Annotated in this window: 16 protein-coding genes; 8 read left to right on the forward strand and 8 right to left on the reverse strand. The window is 65.4% G+C overall.

The window, feature by feature from the left end:
* Nucleotides 1-6: 6 nt before the first annotated feature.
* Entirely contained in the window at nucleotides 7-3,123 is a 3,117-nt protein-coding gene (locus Q0687_RS19975; RefSeq protein WP_298880179.1) for a CusA/CzcA family heavy metal efflux RND transporter, read from the forward strand.
* Nucleotides 3,124-3,131: 8 nt separating this feature from the next.
* Here the strand turns inward: Q0687_RS19975 and Q0687_RS19980 are convergent, their stop codons facing one another.
* From Q0687_RS19980 to Q0687_RS19990, 3 genes are read right to left on the reverse strand one after another with little or no spacing between them, the layout of a single operon-like run.
* Nucleotides 3,132-4,043, reverse strand: a complete 912-nt coding sequence (locus Q0687_RS19980) for an amidohydrolase family protein (RefSeq protein WP_298880182.1) — start codon at nucleotides 4,041-4,043, stop codon at nucleotides 3,132-3,134.
* Nucleotides 4,044-4,085: 42 nt separating this feature from the next.
* Nucleotides 4,086-4,643 carry a hypothetical protein gene (locus tag Q0687_RS19985; RefSeq protein ID WP_298880185.1) on the reverse strand — a complete coding sequence of 186 codons (558 nt, stop codon included), beginning with the start codon at nucleotides 4,641-4,643 and terminating at the stop codon, nucleotides 4,086-4,088.
* Nucleotides 4,644-4,667: 24 nt separating this feature from the next.
* The gene (locus Q0687_RS19990) at nucleotides 4,668-6,098 is read right to left on the reverse strand and encodes a TolC family outer membrane protein (protein WP_298880187.1); all 1,431 of its coding nucleotides are present in this window, start codon (nucleotides 6,096-6,098) and stop codon (nucleotides 4,668-4,670) included.
* A gap of 225 nt (nucleotides 6,099-6,323) precedes the next feature.
* On the opposite strand from Q0687_RS19990, the gene Q0687_RS19995 reads away from it, so the two are divergent.
* Entirely contained in the window at nucleotides 6,324-8,183 is a 1,860-nt protein-coding gene (locus tag Q0687_RS19995) for an acetyl-CoA hydrolase/transferase C-terminal domain-containing protein (protein ID WP_298880277.1), read from the forward strand.
* A 2-nt stretch (nucleotides 8,184-8,185) separates the two neighbouring features.
* On the opposite strand, the gene Q0687_RS20000 is transcribed toward Q0687_RS19995, so the two are convergent.
* Both Q0687_RS20000 and Q0687_RS20005 read right to left on the reverse strand, forming a co-directional pair.
* Nucleotides 8,186-8,965 (reverse strand): enoyl-CoA hydratase, encoded by a 780-nt coding sequence (locus tag Q0687_RS20000; RefSeq protein ID WP_298880190.1) that lies wholly within the window; start codon nucleotides 8,963-8,965, stop codon nucleotides 8,186-8,188.
* Between the two features lie 110 nt (nucleotides 8,966-9,075).
* Complete coding sequence (locus tag Q0687_RS20005; RefSeq protein ID WP_298880193.1) at nucleotides 9,076-9,750, reverse strand: hypothetical protein; 675 nt, start codon at nucleotides 9,748-9,750, stop codon at nucleotides 9,076-9,078.
* Between the two features lie 289 nt (nucleotides 9,751-10,039).
* Here Q0687_RS20005 and Q0687_RS20010 point away from each other — a divergent pair, with 289 nt between their 5' ends.
* Nucleotides 10,040-10,585, forward strand: a complete 546-nt coding sequence (locus Q0687_RS20010) for a sigma-70 family RNA polymerase sigma factor (RefSeq protein ID WP_128952855.1) — start codon at nucleotides 10,040-10,042, stop codon at nucleotides 10,583-10,585.
* A 2-nt stretch (nucleotides 10,586-10,587) separates the two neighbouring features.
* Entirely contained in the window at nucleotides 10,588-11,226 is a 639-nt protein-coding gene (locus Q0687_RS20015; RefSeq protein WP_298880199.1) for a DUF1109 domain-containing protein, read from the forward strand.
* Here the strand turns inward: Q0687_RS20015 and Q0687_RS20020 are convergent.
* Both Q0687_RS20020 and Q0687_RS20025 read right to left on the reverse strand, forming a co-directional pair.
* A complete protein-coding gene (locus tag Q0687_RS20020) occupies nucleotides 11,223-12,323 on the reverse strand; it encodes a DUF2336 domain-containing protein (RefSeq protein WP_298880203.1) in 1,101 nt (366 codons plus the stop codon). The two genes, Q0687_RS20015 and Q0687_RS20020, sit on opposite strands and share 4 nt — an antisense overlap.
* Before the next feature lie 63 nt (nucleotides 12,324-12,386).
* Nucleotides 12,387-13,544 carry a GGDEF domain-containing protein gene (locus Q0687_RS20025; protein ID WP_298880205.1) on the reverse strand — a complete coding sequence of 386 codons (1,158 nt, stop codon included), beginning with the start codon at nucleotides 13,542-13,544 and terminating at the stop codon, nucleotides 12,387-12,389.
* Nucleotides 13,545-13,982: 438 nt separating this feature from the next.
* On the opposite strand from Q0687_RS20025, the gene Q0687_RS20030 reads away from it, so the two are divergent.
* The 4 genes from Q0687_RS20030 (at nucleotide 13,983) to Q0687_RS20045 (ending at nucleotide 18,114) form a co-directional block, all read left to right on the forward strand.
* Nucleotides 13,983-14,552, forward strand: a complete 570-nt coding sequence (locus Q0687_RS20030; protein WP_298880208.1) for a sigma-70 family RNA polymerase sigma factor — start codon at nucleotides 13,983-13,985, stop codon at nucleotides 14,550-14,552.
* Nucleotides 14,549-15,241 (forward strand): hypothetical protein, encoded by a 693-nt coding sequence (locus Q0687_RS20035; protein WP_298880211.1) that lies wholly within the window; start codon nucleotides 14,549-14,551, stop codon nucleotides 15,239-15,241. The genes Q0687_RS20030 and Q0687_RS20035 overlap by 4 nt, the downstream gene beginning before the upstream one ends.
* A gap of 13 nt (nucleotides 15,242-15,254) precedes the next feature.
* Nucleotides 15,255-16,976 carry a S8 family serine peptidase gene (locus tag Q0687_RS20040; RefSeq protein ID WP_298880213.1) on the forward strand — a complete coding sequence of 574 codons (1,722 nt, stop codon included), beginning with the start codon at nucleotides 15,255-15,257 and terminating at the stop codon, nucleotides 16,974-16,976.
* A gap of 484 nt (nucleotides 16,977-17,460) precedes the next feature.
* A complete protein-coding gene (locus tag Q0687_RS20045) occupies nucleotides 17,461-18,114 on the forward strand; it encodes a TIGR03809 family protein (RefSeq protein ID WP_298880217.1) in 654 nt (217 codons plus the stop codon).
* Between the two features lie 96 nt (nucleotides 18,115-18,210).
* Here Q0687_RS20045 and Q0687_RS20050 read toward each other — a convergent pair whose 3' ends face one another.
* A complete protein-coding gene (locus tag Q0687_RS20050) occupies nucleotides 18,211-19,581 on the reverse strand; it encodes a TIGR03808 family TAT-translocated repetitive protein (protein ID WP_298880220.1) in 1,371 nt (456 codons plus the stop codon).
* Nucleotides 19,582-19,645 lie beyond the last annotated feature (64 nt).

Below are 19,645 nucleotides of genomic sequence, written 5' to 3' on the forward strand. Positions count from 1 at the left end.
ACCTGAATGGACCGTCTCGTCGCCCTTGCCGTCAACCGGCGCTTCCTGATGGTCGGCATGTTCGTCGCCGTGCTCATCGGCGGCCTGATTGCGTTCAACCAGCTCAACATCGAGGCCTATCCGGATCCGACCCCGCCGATGGTCGACGTCGTCACGCAGTCGCCCGGCCTGTCGGCGGAAGAGATCGAGCGTTACATCACGATCCCGATCGAGACCCAGGTCGCGGGCCTGAAGAATCTGACGACGATCCGCACCATCTCGCTCTACGGCCTGTCCGACGTCAAACTGCAGTTCTCCTTCGCCTACACTTATGAGGAGGCGCTGCAGCAGGTCCTGAACCGCCTGGCGCAGCTTGCGCCGCTGCCGGGCAACGTGCAGCCGCAGATCTCGCCGCTGAGCCCGATCGGCGAAATCTTCCGCTATCGCCTGGTCGGCCCGCCGAACTACAGCGTGCTCGACCTCAAGACCATCCAGGACTGGATCCTGCAGCGCCGCTTCCGCGCCGTGCCCGGCGTGATCGACGTCACCGGCTGGGGCGGCAAGAGCAAGACCTATGAGCTCGAGGTCGACAACAACAAGCTGGTCGCCAACGGCCTGACGCTGCCGCAACTGCTTCAGGCGGTCAGCAATTCCAACGTCAATGTCGGCGGCAACACCGTCAATATCGGCCAGCAATCGGCTGTGGTGCGCGGTGTCGGCCTGATCAAGTCGATCGACGATCTTGCCAACACCATGGTCGCCCAGACCAACGGCAATCCGGTCCTGGTGAAGGACGTCGCCACCGTCACTGTCGGCCAGAAGCCGCGCCTCGGCATCGCCGGCCTCGACGATTCCGACGACATCGTGCAAGGCATCGTCTTGATGCGTCGCGGCGAGCAGAGCACGCCGACCATCAGTCGCGTCGAGCAGCTCGTTGCCCAGATCAACAATTCCACCATCCTGCCGCCGGGCGTGCGCATCGAGCGCATCTACGACCGCAAGGACCTGATCGACCTCACCACCCACACCGTGCTGCACAACATGGTGGTGGGCATCCTGCTGATCGTGCTGCTGCAGTGGATCTTCCTCGGTGACTTGCGCAGCGCGCTGATCGTCGGTGCCACGATTCCGTTCGCGCTGTTCTTCGCCGTCATCATCCTGGTGCTGCGCGGGGAATCGGCGAACCTGCTCTCGGTCGGCGCCATCGATTTCGGCCTGATCGTGGATGCCACCGTCATCATGGTGGAGGCGATCTTCCGCCGCCTGACGCAGACCACGCCACCGACGGAATCCGAGCAGATGTCGCCGGAGACGCTGTTCGGCATGAAGAGCCACGCCATCCTCAGCGCCGCGGCCGACGTCTCGCGCTCGATCTTCTTTGCCGCCGCGATCATCATCGCGGCGTTCCTGCCGCTGTTCACGCTCTCGGGCGTCGAGGGCAACATCTTCGGGCCGATGGCGCGCACCTATGCCTACGCGCTTGCCGGCGGCCTGCTGGCGACCTTCACCGTCACGCCAGCGCTGTCCGCGATCATCCTTCCCGCGCATGTCGAGGAGACCGAGACGAGGGTGATGCAGATCCTGCACCGAATCTATATGCCGGTGCTGAACTGGGCAGTCGCCAACCGCGCCATCGTGCTCGGCGCCGCGGCCGGCCTCGTGGTGATGACGGTGATCTTCGGCCGGCTGCTCGGTCTCGAATTCCTGCCCAAGCTCGAAGAGGGCAATCTCTGGATCCGCGCCACGCTGCCACCGACCATTTCGCTCCAGGAAGGCAACACCTACGTCAACGAGATGCGCAAGGTGATCCGCGCCCGGCCCGAGGTCGAATCCGTGGTGTCGCAGCACGGCCGTCCCGACGACGGTACCGACGCCGCCGGCTTCTTCAACGCCGAGTTCTTCGCGCCGCTGAAGCCCGCGAGCGAGTGGCCGGGCACGCATGACAAGGAAGAGCTGACCGCGGAGCTGCTCAAGCAGCTCGACGACCGCTTCCCCGGCGTCGAGTTCAACTTCTCGCAATATCTCCAGGACAACGTCTCCGAGGCCGTCTCCGGCGTGAAGGGCGAGAACTCGATCAAGCTGTTCGGCAACGATCTGCAGGCGCTGACCGATACCGCCAACAAGATCAAACAGGTGCTGTCGACGGTGCAGGGCGTCACTGACCTTGCCGTCTTCACCTCGCTGGGGCAGCCGACCGTGCAGATCGACATCGACCGCGCCAAGGCCGCGCGCTATGGCCTGGCGCCCGGCGACATCAATGCCACAATCAAGGTCGCGATCGGCGGCGACACCGCGGGCGATCTCTACGAGCCGGGCAGCGACCGCCACTTCCCGATTATCGTTCGCCTTGCGCCGGAGTACCGCCGCAGCGCCGAGGCGATCCAGAACATCAGGATCGGCGCGCCCGGGCCGAACGGCTCCATCACGCAGATTCCATTGAGCGAGGTCGCCAATATCAGCCTCGTTTCGGGTGCGGCCTACATCTACCGCGAGCAGCAGGAGCGCTATCTGCCGATCAAGTTCTCGGTGCGTGAGCGTGACCTCGGCAGCGCGATCCGCGAAGCGCAACAGAAGATCGCCGACCAGGTGCAGTTGCCGCCCGGTTCGCACATGGATTGGGTCGGCGAGTACGGCAATCTTCAGGACGCGATCCGGCGTCTGTCGATCGTGGTGCCGATCTCGCTGGCGCTGATCGGCGTCCTGCTCTGGTTCAATTTCAGCTCGATGACCGACACGCTGCTCGCCATGAGCGTGATCCCGATGGCGATCTTCGGCGGCGTGCTGGGTCTATTGATCACCGGCACGGCGTTCAGCGTCTCGGCGGCGATCGGCTTCATTGCACTGTTCGGCATTGCCGTGATGGACGGCATCATCATCATCTCGCAGTTCAACCAGCTGATCGACGAGGGCATGGACCGCATGAGCGCAGTGATCCGCACCGGCGAACTGCAGCTCCGGCCCGTGCTGATGACCTGCGTGGTCGCAGGCGTGGGTCTGCTGCCCGCGGCGCTGTCCGAAGGTATCGGCTCGCAGGTCCAGAAGCCGCTCGCGGTCGTGGTCGTCACCGGCATGATGCTGGCGCCGATCGTGATCCTGGTGACGCTGCCGGTCCTGATCTCGTTCTTCTCGCGCCGCGCGCGCTGAGGCCGGTCTCAGAATCCGTAGAGCCGGGCGGGATTGTCGACCAGGATCTTCCTGCGCACATCCGCATCCGGCGCCCACACCGGAAGCTGGTTCAGCAGCCTGCCGTCGTCGATTTGGTGGAACGGTGCAACATCAGTCGCCTTGCGGCCCGCGACTTGCGCCGAATCCGGATGCGGCCAATCCGTGCCCCAGACGATGCGATCCGGATTCGCGGCGATCAGCGCACGCGCATACGGCACCATGTCCTGGTAATCGGGCGCGAGGTTCGATGAGCGATAGGCGCCCGAAATCTTCACATACGCTTTGCCGGACTTGACGAGCGCAAGGAGGTCGGCAAATCCCGATTGCTCCAGTCCGAGCGAAGCTTCAAGTCCGCCGAAATGATCGAGCACGGCGGGCACCGGCGAGGCCAGCACCAGATCCTTGATGGCGGAGATCATCGCCAGCGTAGTGTAGAGCTGCACGTGCCAGCCGCGTGCCGTCATGCGCTCGATAGCGGCAGTGAAACGGGCGCGGCCGACATCGGGATTGTTGATGCCGTCGGTCGCCATGTTGATGCGGATGCCGCGAAAACCCTGCCCATGCATTGTGTCAAGCTGGGCTTCAGTGGTCTGGTCGTCGATCACGGCCACGCCGCGCGCGGTGGCGCCGCGCGCCCTCATCCCGAACAGGCTGGAGGAATTGTCGGTGCCGTAGACGCTCGGCGTGACGATCACCACGCGCTCGATATGGAGCGCCTTGTGCAGCGCCGCCATTTCCTCGGGGCTCGCAGGTCCTGGCGTATAGACGCGCCCCGCGAAGAACGGAAATCGTTCGACATCGCCATGAATGTGGGTGTGACAGTCACAGGCATGCGCGGGCATGTCGAAATTGATCGGCGTCGCGGGTTGCGCTGCGCGCGCGTTGTTCTTGTCGGTCATGGTTGCTCCGCCGTCGCGATAGAGGCGCCGAACGATATCACATCAGCCGGGCAATCCCGCCACGTCGCTGCATAGCTGCTCGACCAGCTCCGCAACAGGCCGCGCGCCATCGACGCGGACGACCGGGCAGGGCAGGTTCGCCAGCCAAGCCTCATGTTTTGCGAGACTGCGGCCCTCGCGATCGCCGGCTTCGTAATGCGAGGCCCATTCGACGAACGACTCGGTCTCCTCATGACGCCAGCCGCCCTGCGCGACGGCATCGGCACCGAAATGCTCGGCTTCCCGGGCACGCAGCCGCTGCATGCGAAGCTCGCGCGGCGTGGTCACATAGACGACGAGATCGAACAACGGGACCAGTTCGTCGCCCCAGCCGGTGATGGATCCGCTCAACACCCAATCGAGACGCGGCACGAACATCTCGCGCATCAGGCGGAGACGGTCTGCAGCAGGGCGCGTCGTCTGGTAGGGCGGCGCTGTCGGCAGCCAGAAATAATCGTCGCTGTCATGATGCGGCAGCGCCAGCCGATCGGCCAGCGCGCGGCCAAGCGTCGTTACGCCGGAGCCCGAAGCTCCCATCAGATGGATGCGGCGGCTCTTCATCGGTGTCGATCCGAAGATCTGGGATTACTGCCCCGACGGCGTGCGCAGCCCGTGCCAGGCGTCGCGGACCTGCTGGTAGTGCACTTCGGGCAGATAGTCCGGCGTGTTGAGGCTCAGCGTCTTGACGTCGAGATGGCCGACGGCGCTGAGCAGCGTGTAGGAGGCGATGACGCGGTCGCGCAGCGCGCCGATCAGGCGGGCCCGGGCCTGGATCAGATCGGCCTGCGAGTTCAGAACATCGACGGTCGTACGCTGTCCGCCGGTGGCCTCGCGCTGCACGCCCTGGAGCGCGACGGTTGCCGCCTTCACCTCGGACTCCGAGGCCGAGACCGCGATCTTGGCGCCCTCATTGGCGACCCAGGCGCTGACCGCCGCCGTGCGGGCCTGGTTGCGGACCTGGTCGAGCACCAGCCGGCTCTGCGCCGTGACTTCCTTGGCCTGCCGCGTCTGCGAGGCCGCCTGACCGCCGTCATAGATCGGCGCCGTGACGTTGGCGACGATCGAAGCTTGGTCGGTGCCGAACGTGCCGAGCGTCTGGTCGCTGTCGCGGCTGCGGCTGACGCTGCCCTGGAGGCTGGCGCTCGGCAGCAGCGCACCTTCCGCGACGCGGATATTGGTCGAGGCGACATCGACGTCGAAGCCCGCTGCCATCACCGCCGGGTGTTCGCGGATTGCCATCGCCATTGAATCCTCGCGGCTCTTCGGCAGATAGCGATCAACCACCTCGGCGGGACGAAGCGCGGAGGGCGCATTGCCGATCACCTGGGTGTAGGTCGCCTGGCTCACCGCGAGCGCGACCTCGGCGGCATTGAGATCGGCAAGGCCGCGATTGAGGCGCGCCTCTGCCTGGGCGCTGTCAGTTGGCGTGACGTCGCCGGCATTGAGGCGGCGCTGCGTGATGGCGAGCGTCTCGCGCAGGAAGGCGACATTGGAGCGTTGCGCCTCGACCAGCGACTGGTTTGCCAGCACGTTGGTGTAGGCGGTGACCGCGTCGAGCAGCACGCCCTGGCCGACATTGCGCAGGGCCTCGCGGCCGGACTGCACCTGGAGTTCCGCAACCCGCACGCTGTTGGCGGTTCGGAAGCCGTTGAACAGGGTCTGCGATACCGTGACCCCGATGGTCCAGGGTTTTAGCGTCGCGGTCTGAATGGTGTTGTCAGGTAGCAGATTGCGCACCGCCTGAAGGCCGGCGCTGAGACTCGCCACAATCTGAGGCCGGTAGCCGGCCAAGGCCTGCGGCACGCTCTCGTCCGTGGCGCGCTGCCTTGCGCGCTCGGCATTGAGCTGCGGATTGGTCTGGTAGGCCTTGACCAGCGCCTCCGGCAGGGCCTCCGCGCAGGCCGCGGCGGGCAGAGCGCAGCTCAGCGCCAGCGCGGACCATGTCGCCAGGACAGGACCAACGCCCGATCGACGTCGCGTCGTCACGCGACCAGCTCTGGCGGCACGCCCAATCATGTAATCCCGCAAAACCCCGGCTGTCCGCCCCCGCCGACGGCGGCTCTCTTAACTGTTTACCCAGCGCCGGTCCCGCAGGCAAACTGCCGCGGGGGAAACTCCCATGAAATCCGTGCTTGTTGCAGGTGCGTCACACACCGATCCTGCCACGAATGGGCTATAGGAATTTGGTGGCGCCATCCGATTCCGTCGGGCGCCTGCAAAGCTGTCCGGACACCACGGATGATGCCGAAATTCTTCTCTGATCCAGATGCGCTCGCGGAGGAGATCGTTCGCGACGTCGGAGCAGATCTGGTGATCGGTCTGCCGCTTGGTCTCGGCAAGGCCAATCATGTCGTCAATGCGCTCTATGCACGGGCCTGCGCCGATCCTGACATCAAGCTGACATTGCTGTCGGCGCTGACGCTGGAAAAGCCGAGGCCGAAGGCGCTGATCGAACGCCGGTTCATCACGCCGGTGATCGATCGCCTGTTCGGCGGGTATCCCGATCTGGCCTATGCGGAAGCACTGCGCGAAAACCGGCTGCCGCCCAACATTGAGATCGTCGAGTTCTTCTTTCTGGCCGGACGCTGGCTGCATGTGCCGGTGGCGCAGCAGAACTACATCTCCGCCAACTACACCCATGCGGTGAGCTATCTGCTGGCGCGGGGAATGAACGTGGTGACGCAGCTGGTGGCCAAGCGCGTCGTCGACGGTGTGCCGCGCTATAGCCTGTCCTGCAACACCGATACCACGCTGGACGTGCTGCGCGAGCGCCGCGCCGGGCGTGCATCGTTCAGGCTGATTGCGCAGGTGAATTCCGAGCTCCCATTCATGCCGGGCGAGGGCGATCTTCCGGCCGGCGAGTTCTCCGCCGTGCTGGACAGCGCGGCGACCGACTTTCCCCTGTTTGCGCCGCCGTCCGAGCCGATCTCCGATACCAAATACGCCATCGGCCTGAATGCGGCATCGACGGTCGCCGACGGTGGCACGCTGCAAATCGGCATCGGGCAGATCGGCGATGCGTTGGCGCAGGGACTGATTCTGCGACATCGCGACAGCGCAGCGTTTCATGACGTCGTCACACGGCTGTCGCCAGAGCGGCCGGCCGTTGCGCGGCAAGCTGGTGCCTTTCAGGCCGGCCTCTACGGCCTCAGCGAGATGGTGACCGAGGCGTTCGTCGGCCTGATCGACGGCGGCGTTCTCAAGCGTGCCATTGACGGCGTCGTGCTGCACGGCGCCTTCTTTCTCGGTCCCAAATCCTTCTACCGGGGACTGCGCCAGATGCCGCCGGACCAGCTCGCACGCATCCAGATGATGCCGGTGTCGTTCACCAACGAGCTCTACGGCGAGGAAGACCAAAAGCGCGGCGCCCGCGTCGACGCGCGTTTCATCAACGTCACGATGATGGCGACGCTGCTCGGCGCGGCCGTCTCCGATGGGCTCGACGACGGCGAGGTCGTGAGCGGCGTCGGCGGACAGTACAATTTCGTAGCCCAGGCCTTCGCGCTTCACGGCGCGCGGTCGGTCGTGACGCTCGAGGCGACGCGGCGAGCCGGCGGTGCGCTGAAATCCAACATTCTCTGGCGCTACGGACACGAGACCATCCCGCGCCATTTGCGCGATGTGTTGGTCACCGAATACGGCGTTGCCGATCTTCGCGGCAAGTCGGACGCCGACGTGGTCGCGAGCGTGCTGACAATTGCGGACTCCCGCTTTCAGGATGAATTGGCAAGGGTCGCCAAGGACGCCGGCAAGCTGCCGCGGGGGTACGAGATCCCGGCCGCCCATCGCGAAAACCACCCTGACCGGATCGCGGCAGCGCTGAAGCCCGCGCGCGAGGCCGGATTGTTGCCGCCGTTCCCGTTCGGCTGCGATTTCACCGAGGTGGAGCAGCGCCTGATTCCGGCGCTGGAGATCCTGCAGGGCGCGCAACATTCATCGCGCGCGCTGGCAGGCCTGCTGTGGCAGGGATTGACGCGAAAGCCTGATGCAGCGGAAGAAGCTTGTCTCGCCCGCCTCGGCCTCGATCGCCCGAAAACCTGGCCGGAGCGCTTCTATCGCGCGCTGGTCAGCGCGGCTCTCGCAGAGAGCCGCGTAGCCTAGCCTCACCGGTTCTTGTTCAACGGCTTGCGCTTCTCGATGAACGCCGCCATGCCCTCGGAACGGTCTTCGAGTGCGAAGGTCGAGTGGAACAGATTGCGCTCGACGCTCATGCCCTCGGCCAGCGTGGTCTCGAAGGCGCGGTTGACCGCTTCCTTGGCCATCGCGACGGCGGGGCGTGACATCGACGCGATCTTCTCCGCAGCCGCAATCGTCTCGTCCATCAGCTTGTCGGCGGGCACGATGCGGCTGACGAGGCCACTACGCTCGGCCTCCGCCGCATCCATCATGCGGCCGGTGAGGCAGAGATCCATCGCCTTGGACTTGCCGATCGCACGGGTGAGACGCTGCGTGCCGCCGATGCCGGGGATGGTGCCGAGCGTGATCTCGGGCTGGCCGAATTTGGCGGTGTCGGCGGCGATGATGAAATCGCACATCATCGCGAGCTCGCAGCCGCCGCCGAGCGCATAACCTGCGACCGCAGCAATGGTCGGCTTGCGGCAGCGCGCGACGCGATCGCCGCCGATCGCGGTGAAATCTTCGGAGAACATGTCGATGAAGCCCTTCGGCTGCATCTCCTTGATGTCGGCGCCGGCGGCAAAGGCCTTCTCGCTGCCGGTCACGACGATGCAGCCAATGGCGTCATCAGCTTCGAGATCCTCGACGGCTGCGGCGATCTCGCGGAAGACGCCGAAGGAGAGCGCGTTGAGCATCTTCGGCCGGTTCAGCTTGATGATGCCGACTGCGCCTTTGCTTTCGACGATGATGTGTTCGAACGTGCTCATGCTCCACCCACGCATTTGATTGAGCGGGCAATGTGCCCGCTGGCGCGGATGCCTTCAAGGGGCTGGAACGCGCCAGAAGAGCGCGTCCCGAGCAATCTCAGGCCAAGAAATCAGGCCATGAACATGCGGGCGGCCGAGGCCAATGTCAGCAACGTGCCGACGCCGATGAAGATCTTGCCGATCAGCGAGCTCTGATCCCAGGCCGAGCTCGGCTGGCTGCTCGCCATGACCGGAGCGGGACGGGGCTGCGCGTCGGTCACCGCGATCACCGCTTTCTGCGTGGACGGGGTGTCCTGTTGCAGGGCACGATCGAGGTCGTTGAGCTGGTCGGGCGGCACGACCTGGTTCTCGGCAGCGGGCGTAGCGGCGTTATCGGCTGCGGCCTGCACATTGTCGTTGGCCCGCCCGGTCATCGCCGAGGCTGCAGCCGCAGGCGGCGTATCCGACCCGGCGAGCTGTGCGTTGGCGTTGGCGACTTCCGGCGGCATCTGGGTCGAGGCCGGCGCGTCATTGTCGGCCTTGTTTTCAGCCTTGGCCTCGTCAGCCTGCGGCGCTGCATCCGCGTTATTGGTCTTGTCGGTCTTGTCGTCGGATTTTTGCGCTGTCTTGCTGCCGGTGTGGCGGCGAGAGGCGTGATGCCGCTGCTTGCCCGTATCGGCCTGTTTGCTCGCGCTATCCGGCTTGGCGCTCGTGGCAGAGCTCGGCGCGGCCTGTACCGCGCCTCCGGACAGCAAAAATAGCCCGGCCAGAACAATCCATGCCGCGCGCCCGCTGGCTTTCATCATGTTGACGATCTCCCCAATTCGCCCGTCCCGGATGCGAACAGAGACCCCGGCGCATGACCACAGCGGGGCAAAAAATGGGAATCTTCGGGCCACACCGGGCAAAAAGGCGGCAAACTGGCTGGCGGCGCCGCGCTCCCGGATGCGAGACGGACCGATCGGTGTTATGAGCCTCCGGTCTTTTCCGGTGGGCTCCGGATTCCCTGGCTGCGCCCTGATCACGACTTCGTGATATCAGGGTTGGCGACGTAACAAATTGAAAGAGCGGCCGAATTGCCGTGTAGGAGCGCGCGTGCGCGGACGTGAGGACGAATGGACCGACCTGATGCGGTCGGCCATGACAGGGGATGATGCGGCGTATCATCGCCTGTTGAGAGCGGTCACGCCGGTGCTGCGCGCTGCTGCGAGGCGGGGCCTGGCGCGTGCCGGGCAGCCTCCCGATCAGGCCGAGGATATCGTGCAGGAAATCTTGTTGGCGGTGCATTTGAAACGGCACACCTGGGACAGCGAAGCCCCCTTCGCCCCCTGGCTGTTCGCGATCGCGCGCAACAAGCTGATCGACGCGCTCAGGCGCCGCGGCCGGCGCGTCTTCGTCAACATCGACGATTTCGCCGAGACGCTGCCCGGCGAGGCGCCACAGGAGACCGCCTCGGCGGGCGAGGTCACCGCGCAGCTCAACACGCTGCCGCAGCGCCAGCGCGACGTGTTGCAGTCGATCGCCGTCGACAGTGCCTCGATCAAGGATACGGCGACGAAATTTGCGATGAGCGAAGGTGCGGTGCGGGTCGCGCTGCATCGGGGGCTTGCGGCCCTGACCGCCAAACTACGGGACCACTAGTCATGGATACCGATCAACTCATTCGCACGCTCGCGGCCGACAACGCCCACCGCGCTCCGCGCGTCGGCGCGCTGCTGACCACGGGACTGCTGGTCGCGGCGCCGTTCTCGATCCTGATCTTCGCGACCTTCCTGGGCGTGCGGCCGGATGTGATGACGGCGATGCACAACCCGTTCTTCGATACGAAGTTCGCGGTCACACTGTCGCTGGCGATTCCCGCGATCGTCATCAGCCTGCATTTGTCGCGGCCCGAAGCCCTGATGCGGGGCTGGGGCTGGCTCTTGCTGCTGCCCATCGGTCTGCTCGCGGTTGCGATCGGCAGCGAGGCGATGATGGCGCCGGCCATGCCGATGACGATGCGGCTCGTCGGCAAGAACTCGCGCGCGTGCATGTCGGCGATCCCTGCGATGTCGCTGCCGCTGCTCGCGGGGGCATTGTTCGGCCTGCGCCACGGCGCGCCGTCGCGGCCGGCACTGGCCGGCGCGCTCGCCGGCCTGTTGTCGGCGGGGCTCGCCGCCACGCTCTACGCCTCGCATTGCACCGACGACTCGCCGCTGTTCGTCGCGACCTGGTACACGATCGCGACCGCAATCGTGACCGCGATCGGCGCCGCGGTCGGATCGAGGGTGTTGCGGTATTAAGCCGCGGACGTCGTGTTCTGCATGCGGTGGAAGCGCAGCACCTGCTGCGCGGTGGAGCTACGCAGGGCCTCGTAGGTATCACGCAGCGTCAGCGTGTCGGTCTGCGAGCCGCCCGAGAGCTTTTCGCGCATGGCGATGATCGCGCGCACGGTCGTCCATTGCATGCCGGCGACCTTGGCAAGGATCATCAGGCCTTCGGTGCGGCTCTCGATCATCATGTTCTCGGCGGTCTCGACCGACACGCCGGCGAGGGCCGCGAGCCCGGCATTGGCCTCGTCGAACTTATCCTGCTCGGCGAAGGTCGCGACCTGGAATTCGCTGAGGCGGCCGTCCTCGTGCAGCGATTTCACCAGCGCCCGCGCCATTTCGGTCTGCCTGGTCATGGCCGCGGCGCGGACCCGCTGCGCCGCTTCCTGGACCACGCTCGACACCTCGCTGGCGAGCTCGGGATGAGCCGCTTCCAGCTTCCTGCGAACGCTGAGGGAAGCCTTGGCGACGAGCTTCAGATAATGATGCCGCGGCAAATCGGGCCGCAGGCCGATGCAGGTGGCGAGGTCGTCGTCGCGCTCGGCGCGCGTGACGAGGTCGGTGAGGCTGCTCTCGGAGAGCCTTGCACCGGGATTGCTGACGGTCGACTGCACCACGTCTTCATTACCGCGCGTGACCAGCACGTCGGTCAGCGCCTCCGACAGCACCCGCCGCAGCGAGATCGCCTTGAGGTGCGCCTGGCTCTTGCTGCGCGCGATTTCGATCAGGGTGGTCTCGTCCAGCCGCTCCGATTTAGTCAGCACCGGACCTGCGACCTCGATGACGTCGTCCAGCGCAAGCGTGCGGATGATCCGCGGCGGCGCGGCTCCGACCGGGGCGAGCCGGTCGGCGAGCAGCACTTTTGCCGAGGTCTCGATCTGCTCGATCAGGCATTGGAAGACGTCGTCGAACACCCGGACATGATCGTCGGAATAATCCACTGCGTTGCCCACGAAGAGATCGGTGACGCGGCGCAGCGTCTCGACCCGGCGCGCGACCGTGCCGTGCGCGAGCGCCGACTGCAATTCCTCGAGCAGATTCTCGGATGACTTGACGGTTTTGGATCTCATAGCCCTGTCCTGGAGCGTTCGGTCCGGCGGCGTGTTCTCACGTGCCGGAAACAAATGGATTGGTCAGCTCGTAGCAATGCGGTTGCGCCCTTGCGCTTTGGCGGAATAGAGCGCGCTGTCGGCGCGCGCGAGAAACGTGTCGGCAGTATCAAGGGCGCGCAGCGTCACGACGCCGGCGGAAATCGTCACGCGCATGCCGGGCGAAAATGCGCTCCAGTCGAGCTCGGCGACGATGCTGCGCAGCCGATCGAGCATGCGTGATGCCGCCTCGCTCCCGGTGCCGGGCAGCAGCAGCAGGAATTCCTCGCCGCCATAGCGGCCAAAACGGTCATCAGGGCGAATGTTGGCAAAGATGGTGATGGCAAAGGTCCGCAGCACCTCGTCGCCGACGGGATGGCCGTGGGCGTCGTTGATGCGCTTGAACCAGTCGAGGTCGATCAGCGCGATGGCGCAGGGCGCGCCCGCCTGCCGCGACTTTTCGATCTCTGCGTCGAGCAGGCGCATGATGCAGCGGCGGTTGTAGGAGCCGGTCAGCTCGTCGAGCTCGGCGAGCTCCTCGATGCGCTGATAGGCGGCCTTCAGCTCGATGCTGCGCCGGTACAGGATCTTGCGCAGCGTGGCGCCGAACAGGCCGAGGAAGGCGCATTGGCCGATCACCAGCACGAAGCACAGCATTGAGGCAGTTCGCTGCAGCCGCGTCGCCACCGGCATGCCGATCGGCAGGTCGGAGGCGAGGAAGACGGCCGCGAGCGCCAGCGTCGCGAGTGCCCAGGTCAGCATCGCCTGCACCGAGGTCATGCGCAGCGTGCCGAAGGCGAAGATCAGGAACAGCACGCTGATGAAGGCAATCCCGATCGTCGGCACCGACACCAGGAAGATGAATTGCAGCGCCATATGCGCCGAGATCTGGAAGACCGTGAGATAATGGTCGTTGTGCCGGTCGCCGACGCCTGCCTCCGACATTACGACGAAGATGCCGATGATGGTGACGCCGCCGATCCAGAACAGCGACGGTACGTTGATACGGACGACGCCGTCATAGGCGTAGAGCAGCAGCACGAAGGCGCCGAGCGAATAGCTCGCGACCTGGCCGATATACATCTGCCGCCGCTGCCGGATCCGGCGCACCAGCACGCCGGGCGCGGCCTCCTCACGCGTGAGGACGAGATCCGCGGCCTCTGCGGCACTCCTCTCCGGAAAGGACGTCGCGGCCGTGTTCATGATCTCGCCAATGGTGGATGACAGCCGAAAAATTCTACGTGGCAAGCCTTTAGGTTTGGTATCCTTTTGCACCGAATCCAAGGGCATGCCGCGCGAAGTGAGGGGCCTCGAGCGGCACGGAGTGTTGGTCGGTTAGCCATTGCGGCCGATATCGCGGACCAAATCCTGCGCCGTGCGACATAAACTGCACAGGGCCGTGTCATAGAGGCGCTCGACCGAGCCATCCGCACCAGCCTACAGCCCGTCCGCAAGAGAGTGTTTCTGTATTATGTTACCGTCTTGGAACCAGAGGGCCGACCGCCACGGGTGGGACAAGGAAATTGCGCGTATGTGTGGTAGATCACACAAGTCCCCGTATGACTGCGGTAGGTTGAAGAATTTCATCCCTCCCGTCGAACCGTCCCCCGCATCGACCCGACCAATCTTGCGAGACGGGCTTTGAGCGTGACACAGGCGGCTACGGACGAGGTCCTGATCGCCAGGATCGCCCAGGGTGACCGGCTCGCCATGCAGGTGCTGTACGGGCGGCACCATGTCAGGGTGTACAGGTTCGGGCTCCGGCTCGTGCGGGACGAGCAGACGGCGGAAGACCTCATCAGCGAGGTATTTCTCGACGTTTGGCGTCAGGCCGGCAAGTTCGAGGGCCGGTCCGCCGTGTCCACCTGGCTCTTGGCAATCACCCGATTCAAGGCCCTGTCTGCGCTTCGGCGCAGGAAGGACTTTGAACTCGACGACGAAGCCGCCAACGCGATCGAGGATTCATCCGACGATCCGGAAACGGTGGTGCAGAAGAAGGATACGAGCGTGGCGTTGCGGGAGTGTCTGACGGGCCTCTCGCCGGACCATCGGGAAATCGTCGATCTCGTCTACTACCACGAGAAGTCCGTGGAGGAAGTGGCCGAAATCGTCGGGATCCCGGAGAACACGGTAAAGACGCGCTTGTTCTATGCGCGCAAGAAATTGGCCGAACTGCTGAAGGCAGCCGGCATTGAGCGAGGCTGGCCATGATGGCTTTGAGCAAGAAGATGCTGGAGCAAGAGCCCAGTGAGATCGAGTTGCTGCTGCCGTGGCATGCCGCCGGCACGCTGAACGCGCGCGATGCGCGTCGCGTCGAGGAAGCGCTCGCCAGCGATCCGGAGCTCGCGAAGCAATATGCGACGATCCGCGGCGAATATGAAGAGACGATCCACCTGAACGAAAGCCTGGGCGCACCGTCGGCGCGCGCCATGCAGAAGTTGTTCGCCGCGATCGACGCCGAGCCGGCGCGCGCGACCGGCTCGCTGCCGCCGTCGGCACGCATCGCCGCGTTCTTCGCGAGCCTGTCGCCGCGTACGCTGGCCTGGTCGGCGAGCCTGGGCGCCATCGCGCTGCTGCTGCAGGCCGGCATCATCGGCGCCGTCCTGATGAAGACCCAGACTGCGACCTTCCAGACCGCATCGCTCTCGACCGGCGCGCCGATCACGCGCGAACTCGGGGCGGCTGCGCCCTCGCGGGCGCTGGTGCGCTTCACGCCCGAGGCGCGCGTCGCCGACATCACCGCGCTGCTCGACAATTACCAGGCTTCGATCATCGGCGATGCCAGAGGCGGGATGTTCCGCTTGCAGTTCGACAAGGCCATGAGCCAGGACGAACTCACTGCGCTGCTCGCCAGAATGCAGCGCGAGAAATTCGTCAACCTCGCCGTGGCGGCGCCGTAGGCGCTCCTCACCCATGATGCGCAAGTCCGAGAGTAAGCTGCGAGCCGGCGCCCATGCTTCCTCGGCGGGAGCCGCGATCCTGCTCGCCGCCTGTCTCGGCATCGGCGTGGCGCACGCCCAGGCGATCATGCGCACGCCGACGATCAGCGTTCCCTCCCGCACGCCGACGATCTCTCCAGGCGTTGCGGCGAGAGTCGTGGGAGGCGATCACGGTCCGCACGTGATGCCGACGATTCATAGCGTGACGTCGACTGCTCATACCGTGACGTCGACCGCTCGTATCACGCCGGGGATGGTGCCGACCCCCGTGCTGCCTTACGCGCGTTACTCGCCGAACCTCTACCCGGCCTGCTCCAACGCCTATCGCGATGCCGATGGCGAATGCCTCGGTCAGCCGAATGGCGGCGGCGACGGTTCCGGCAAGACGGCCAGGAAGAGCGTCGGCAAGGGGAGGGGCAACGCCGCGCCCGTCGCCATGACGTCGCGCAGTTTCGCCAATGAATTCGTGGCCGAGATCAACAACGCGCTGTCGCAGACTGAGGCCGACGAACTTGCCCGGCGCCACGGCTTGGCGCGCGTGTCGTCCGAAAACTTCCCGCTGATCGGGGCCACGGTCGGTCTGTTCCGCATCACCGACGGCCGCCCTTACGAGACGGCGCGGCGCGAGTTGGCGGCCGACGCGAATGTGCGCTCGCTTCAGCCGAACTTCCGCTATGTGCTGCAGGATCAGAGGCCGGCGGTCCCGACCGAAGGCGATCCGGCGCAATACGCGCTGTCCAGGCTGCGCCTGCCGCAGGCGCACACGCTGGTGCACGGCGCCAATGTCACAATTGCCGTCATTGATTCAGGCATCGACGCAAAACATCCGGAACTCGCCAACTCCATCGCCGACGTCTTTGACGCGCTCGGCAGCAGCGAGGGCGCCCATGTCCATGGCACCGGCATTGCGGGCGCCATCGTGGCCCATGCCAAGCTGATGGGAAGCGCGCCGGAAGCGCGCATCATCGCTATCAGGGCCTTCGGCGGCACCACCGGCGGTGCGGAGAGCTCGTCCTACATCATCCTGCGCTCGCTCAACTACGCCGCCGAGCACGGCGCCCAGATCGTCAATATGAGCTTTGCTGGTCCCAAGGACGCGGTGATCGAGCGCGCGATCGCGGCAAGCGCCGAACGCGGCCTGGTGTTGATCGCTGCCGCCGGCAATGCCGGCGCCAAATCGCCGCCGCTCTATCCCGCCGCCAATCCCAACGTGATCGCCGTCAGCGCGACCGACCAGCAGGACAAGCTGTTCACCGCATCCAATCGCGGCAACTACATTGCGCTGGCCGCGCCCGGGGTCGACATCTTCCTGCCGGCGCCCGACGGCAAATACCAGATAACCTCGGGCACCTCGTTCTCGGCGGCCTATGTCTCCGGCGTCGCGGCCTTGCTGCTCGAGCGCAATTACACCCTGAAGCCGGAAGCGCTGCGGATGACGCTGGCGAAGACCGCGCGCGACCTCGGTTCACCCGGGCGTGATGATCTCTTTGGCGACGGCGAGCCCGATGCGTTTGCCGCGGTGATGGCCGTTCCGGCCGACAGCACGCCGGTCGCGGCTGCCGCAGCTACAACTAAACGTGAAGATGCCGAGAAGCGTCGCGACGATCCCAACATCCGCGCGATCGAGCAGCCCTCGCTGTCGAGCGCCGACGATAAATCCACGGTTTCTCAGGCGGATAGGCCGGCGGCGCGATAGCGCCTGCGGCAAGATTGCGCGTCGGGCAAAGGTTAAAAAACCGAACGCCGGGATTGAACGTTCAGCCTGCTGACACGACCAAATAATGTGGGAGCGGTCATCCCTCCCCATCAGTCATATTAGGCGCGAGCGCCCATCCACCCCAAGCGCCCATATGGCTCGACCCGTCCGGTTGTCCCCCCGGACGGGTCTTTTCTTTTCGGGCGCCCGATGTCCTGAAGCGTCATGCGAGATCAGCCTGCAGTTGAGACCGCGAGCGCGGCCCCGGCGATGACTCAAGCGACGCCGCCCGGCAGGCCGGCCATGCTTGTGCGAAGCTTGACTCCTAAACTGCAGAAAACGCCCGCGTGACTACGGTGTTTTGTGGCCAGAGCCGCGTCGTTGCTGGACAAGTCAAAACTTTTCCACAAAATATTCACGTCGCTTTGAAATTGATTCGTGTGCGTTGCGTCGCGTCCGTACTCTTCTCCTGACGGGCTGATTTATGACTCATCGCCATGACGCTGGCCAAGGCGCGGCCAGTCGTGAAATTGCGGCACGCTGGTGCGTTCTCGCAGAACAGCGGCTGGAGCATCTCTCCGAAATGTTCGAGACCGGGCGGTGGCGCCGCTACCATTCCGAGCTCGCCTTCCTCGAAAACATCCAGGAAGCCAAGCGCGCGGTCCAGACCTGGCGCGCGCTGGCGAATGGCGAGGACGTCGCCGCGGCCGCTGCGAGCGTGAACTCCGCCTTCGGCTGGTCGCCGGCGACGATGCCGCGCGTGTTTCCGCGCGAGCAGGCCGAGACGGTGCAGGCTCAGACGGTACAGCCAAAGGCCGTGCACATCGTGCCCGAGACCGCCGTTCCGGTCAGGCTCGAGCCCGAGCCCGACATCCTCGCTGAAATCGTCGAGGCCCCCATTGCCCCGGCCGCCCCGATGGCACCGATCGCTCCGCCTGCACGGGTCGCTCCGACAATCCGGATCGCCCCATCCGAACGAGTCGCGCGGATTGCGCCGGCAGCGTCCATCGCATCGTTCCTGCAGACCTTTACACCGCCCGCCGACGAAATCGTCGCGGCCCCCGAGCGTGTGGTCGAGTTCACCTTCAGCCTCGACGGCATCGAGGCCAAGTACCCGCTGCTACGGAATACGTTCTAGGCCGACGCTGCCGAAGCGCGCCGCGTCCTCTCCAACGCCGTCATCCTGACGCCCGGCGCAACGCGCCACGTGGAAAGCCTCGAAGGATGCACGGCACTACTGCCGCACTGCATTCCCGCCCACGACCAGCTGCGCAAAGCGTTGCGCGCCGTCCGCGGACAGATCCGCCGTCACCGCACGTGCGTGGTCGAGGCCGACCACCGCGCCGCGCGGGGTTTCCGAGATCATGTTGTTGTTGACGAGCGCCGTGCCGGCGCCAGGCACGACGGAGACGCCGATGCCGGCCAGTGCCTTGCGGATCACATTGCCTGATATCGCGACGTCGCGCAGGTATTTGCCCCAGCCGGCGACGATGCCGTAGGACGGCGCGTTCTCGATCACGTTACCTGATACCGACGTGTCGGCCTCGATATAGATGCCGACGCCGGCATCATCGTCAGGCGCGGTGCCTATCGGCCGCTTCGGGATCAAGTTGCGGATGATATTGCCTTGAACGACCGCAATACGTCCGCCTTCGTTGAAATTGCAGACGGAGACGCCGACGGCGGCGCCGTCGACGGTGTTGTTGGCAATCACGGCGGCCTCGAACGAAAACTCCGAATAGAGCGCGACCTCGCGTACGTCGCTGACGCTATTGCCTGTGATGTGGATGTTCGAGGCCGAGTTGCCGCGTACGGCGGAGTAGTCGCAATTCCTGATGCGATTGCCGCGCACGATCACGTTGCCGGCGCGGAAAGCGTTGATGGCATTGCCGTACTGGCCGGAGCCGCCCGGGCCGGCCTTGATGTTCTCGATACGGTTGTCGGCGACAAGAGTGCCGTCGTCGCCGATGGCCGTGCGCAGGATCTCGATGCCGTTGTCGTTGGTGCCGACAATGGTGTTGCGGGATACGCTGAGGCCCCTGGCGTCGAACGAGACCACGGCCGTCACGGCGATGTCAGTAAAGATGTTACCGGAGATATCGCCCGAGACCTGCTCCAGCCAGATGCCGCTGCCGCCGGAGCCGGTGATCTCGCAATCGGTGATGCGGACGTCACGCCCGCCCAGGACATGGATCAGCCCGCGCCGCGTCGGCAGCGGAATGCCACCGCCGACGAAAGTGATGCCGGTGAGGCCGATTGAATCGGAACCCTCGCTCTGGATTACCGAGGCCCCGCCGGTGAAGACAAGCTTCGTTGCGCCGCGCACGCCGATCAGCTGCGCTCCACCAGGCAGTCTCAAAAGGCCCGTGCGGTAGATCCCGGGCGGCAGCGCTAGCGGCATCTGCGTCCGCGCGGCTTCGTCGATGGCGCGCTGGAGAACGCGCGTCTGATCCTCGCTGCTGCCCGGTCGCACGCCATATTGGGTCGCATCACGGCCGAGCAGCGACGTCAGCGGCGCCGCGCGCACGGCGTCAGAGGGCATGGCAAGCGCACCGGCAATGCCGGCAGTCGAAGCTCCGATGAGATGACGGCGGTTGAGGTCCATGACGCGTCCTTCGGCGGACGCGGGAGCTGTCCGCGAAAGTTAGGTAGCGCAGGGCGGGGCAGGC

This window comes from uncultured Bradyrhizobium sp., from assembly GCF_936928535.1.
Lineage (GTDB): Bacteria > Pseudomonadota > Alphaproteobacteria > Rhizobiales > Xanthobacteraceae > Bradyrhizobium.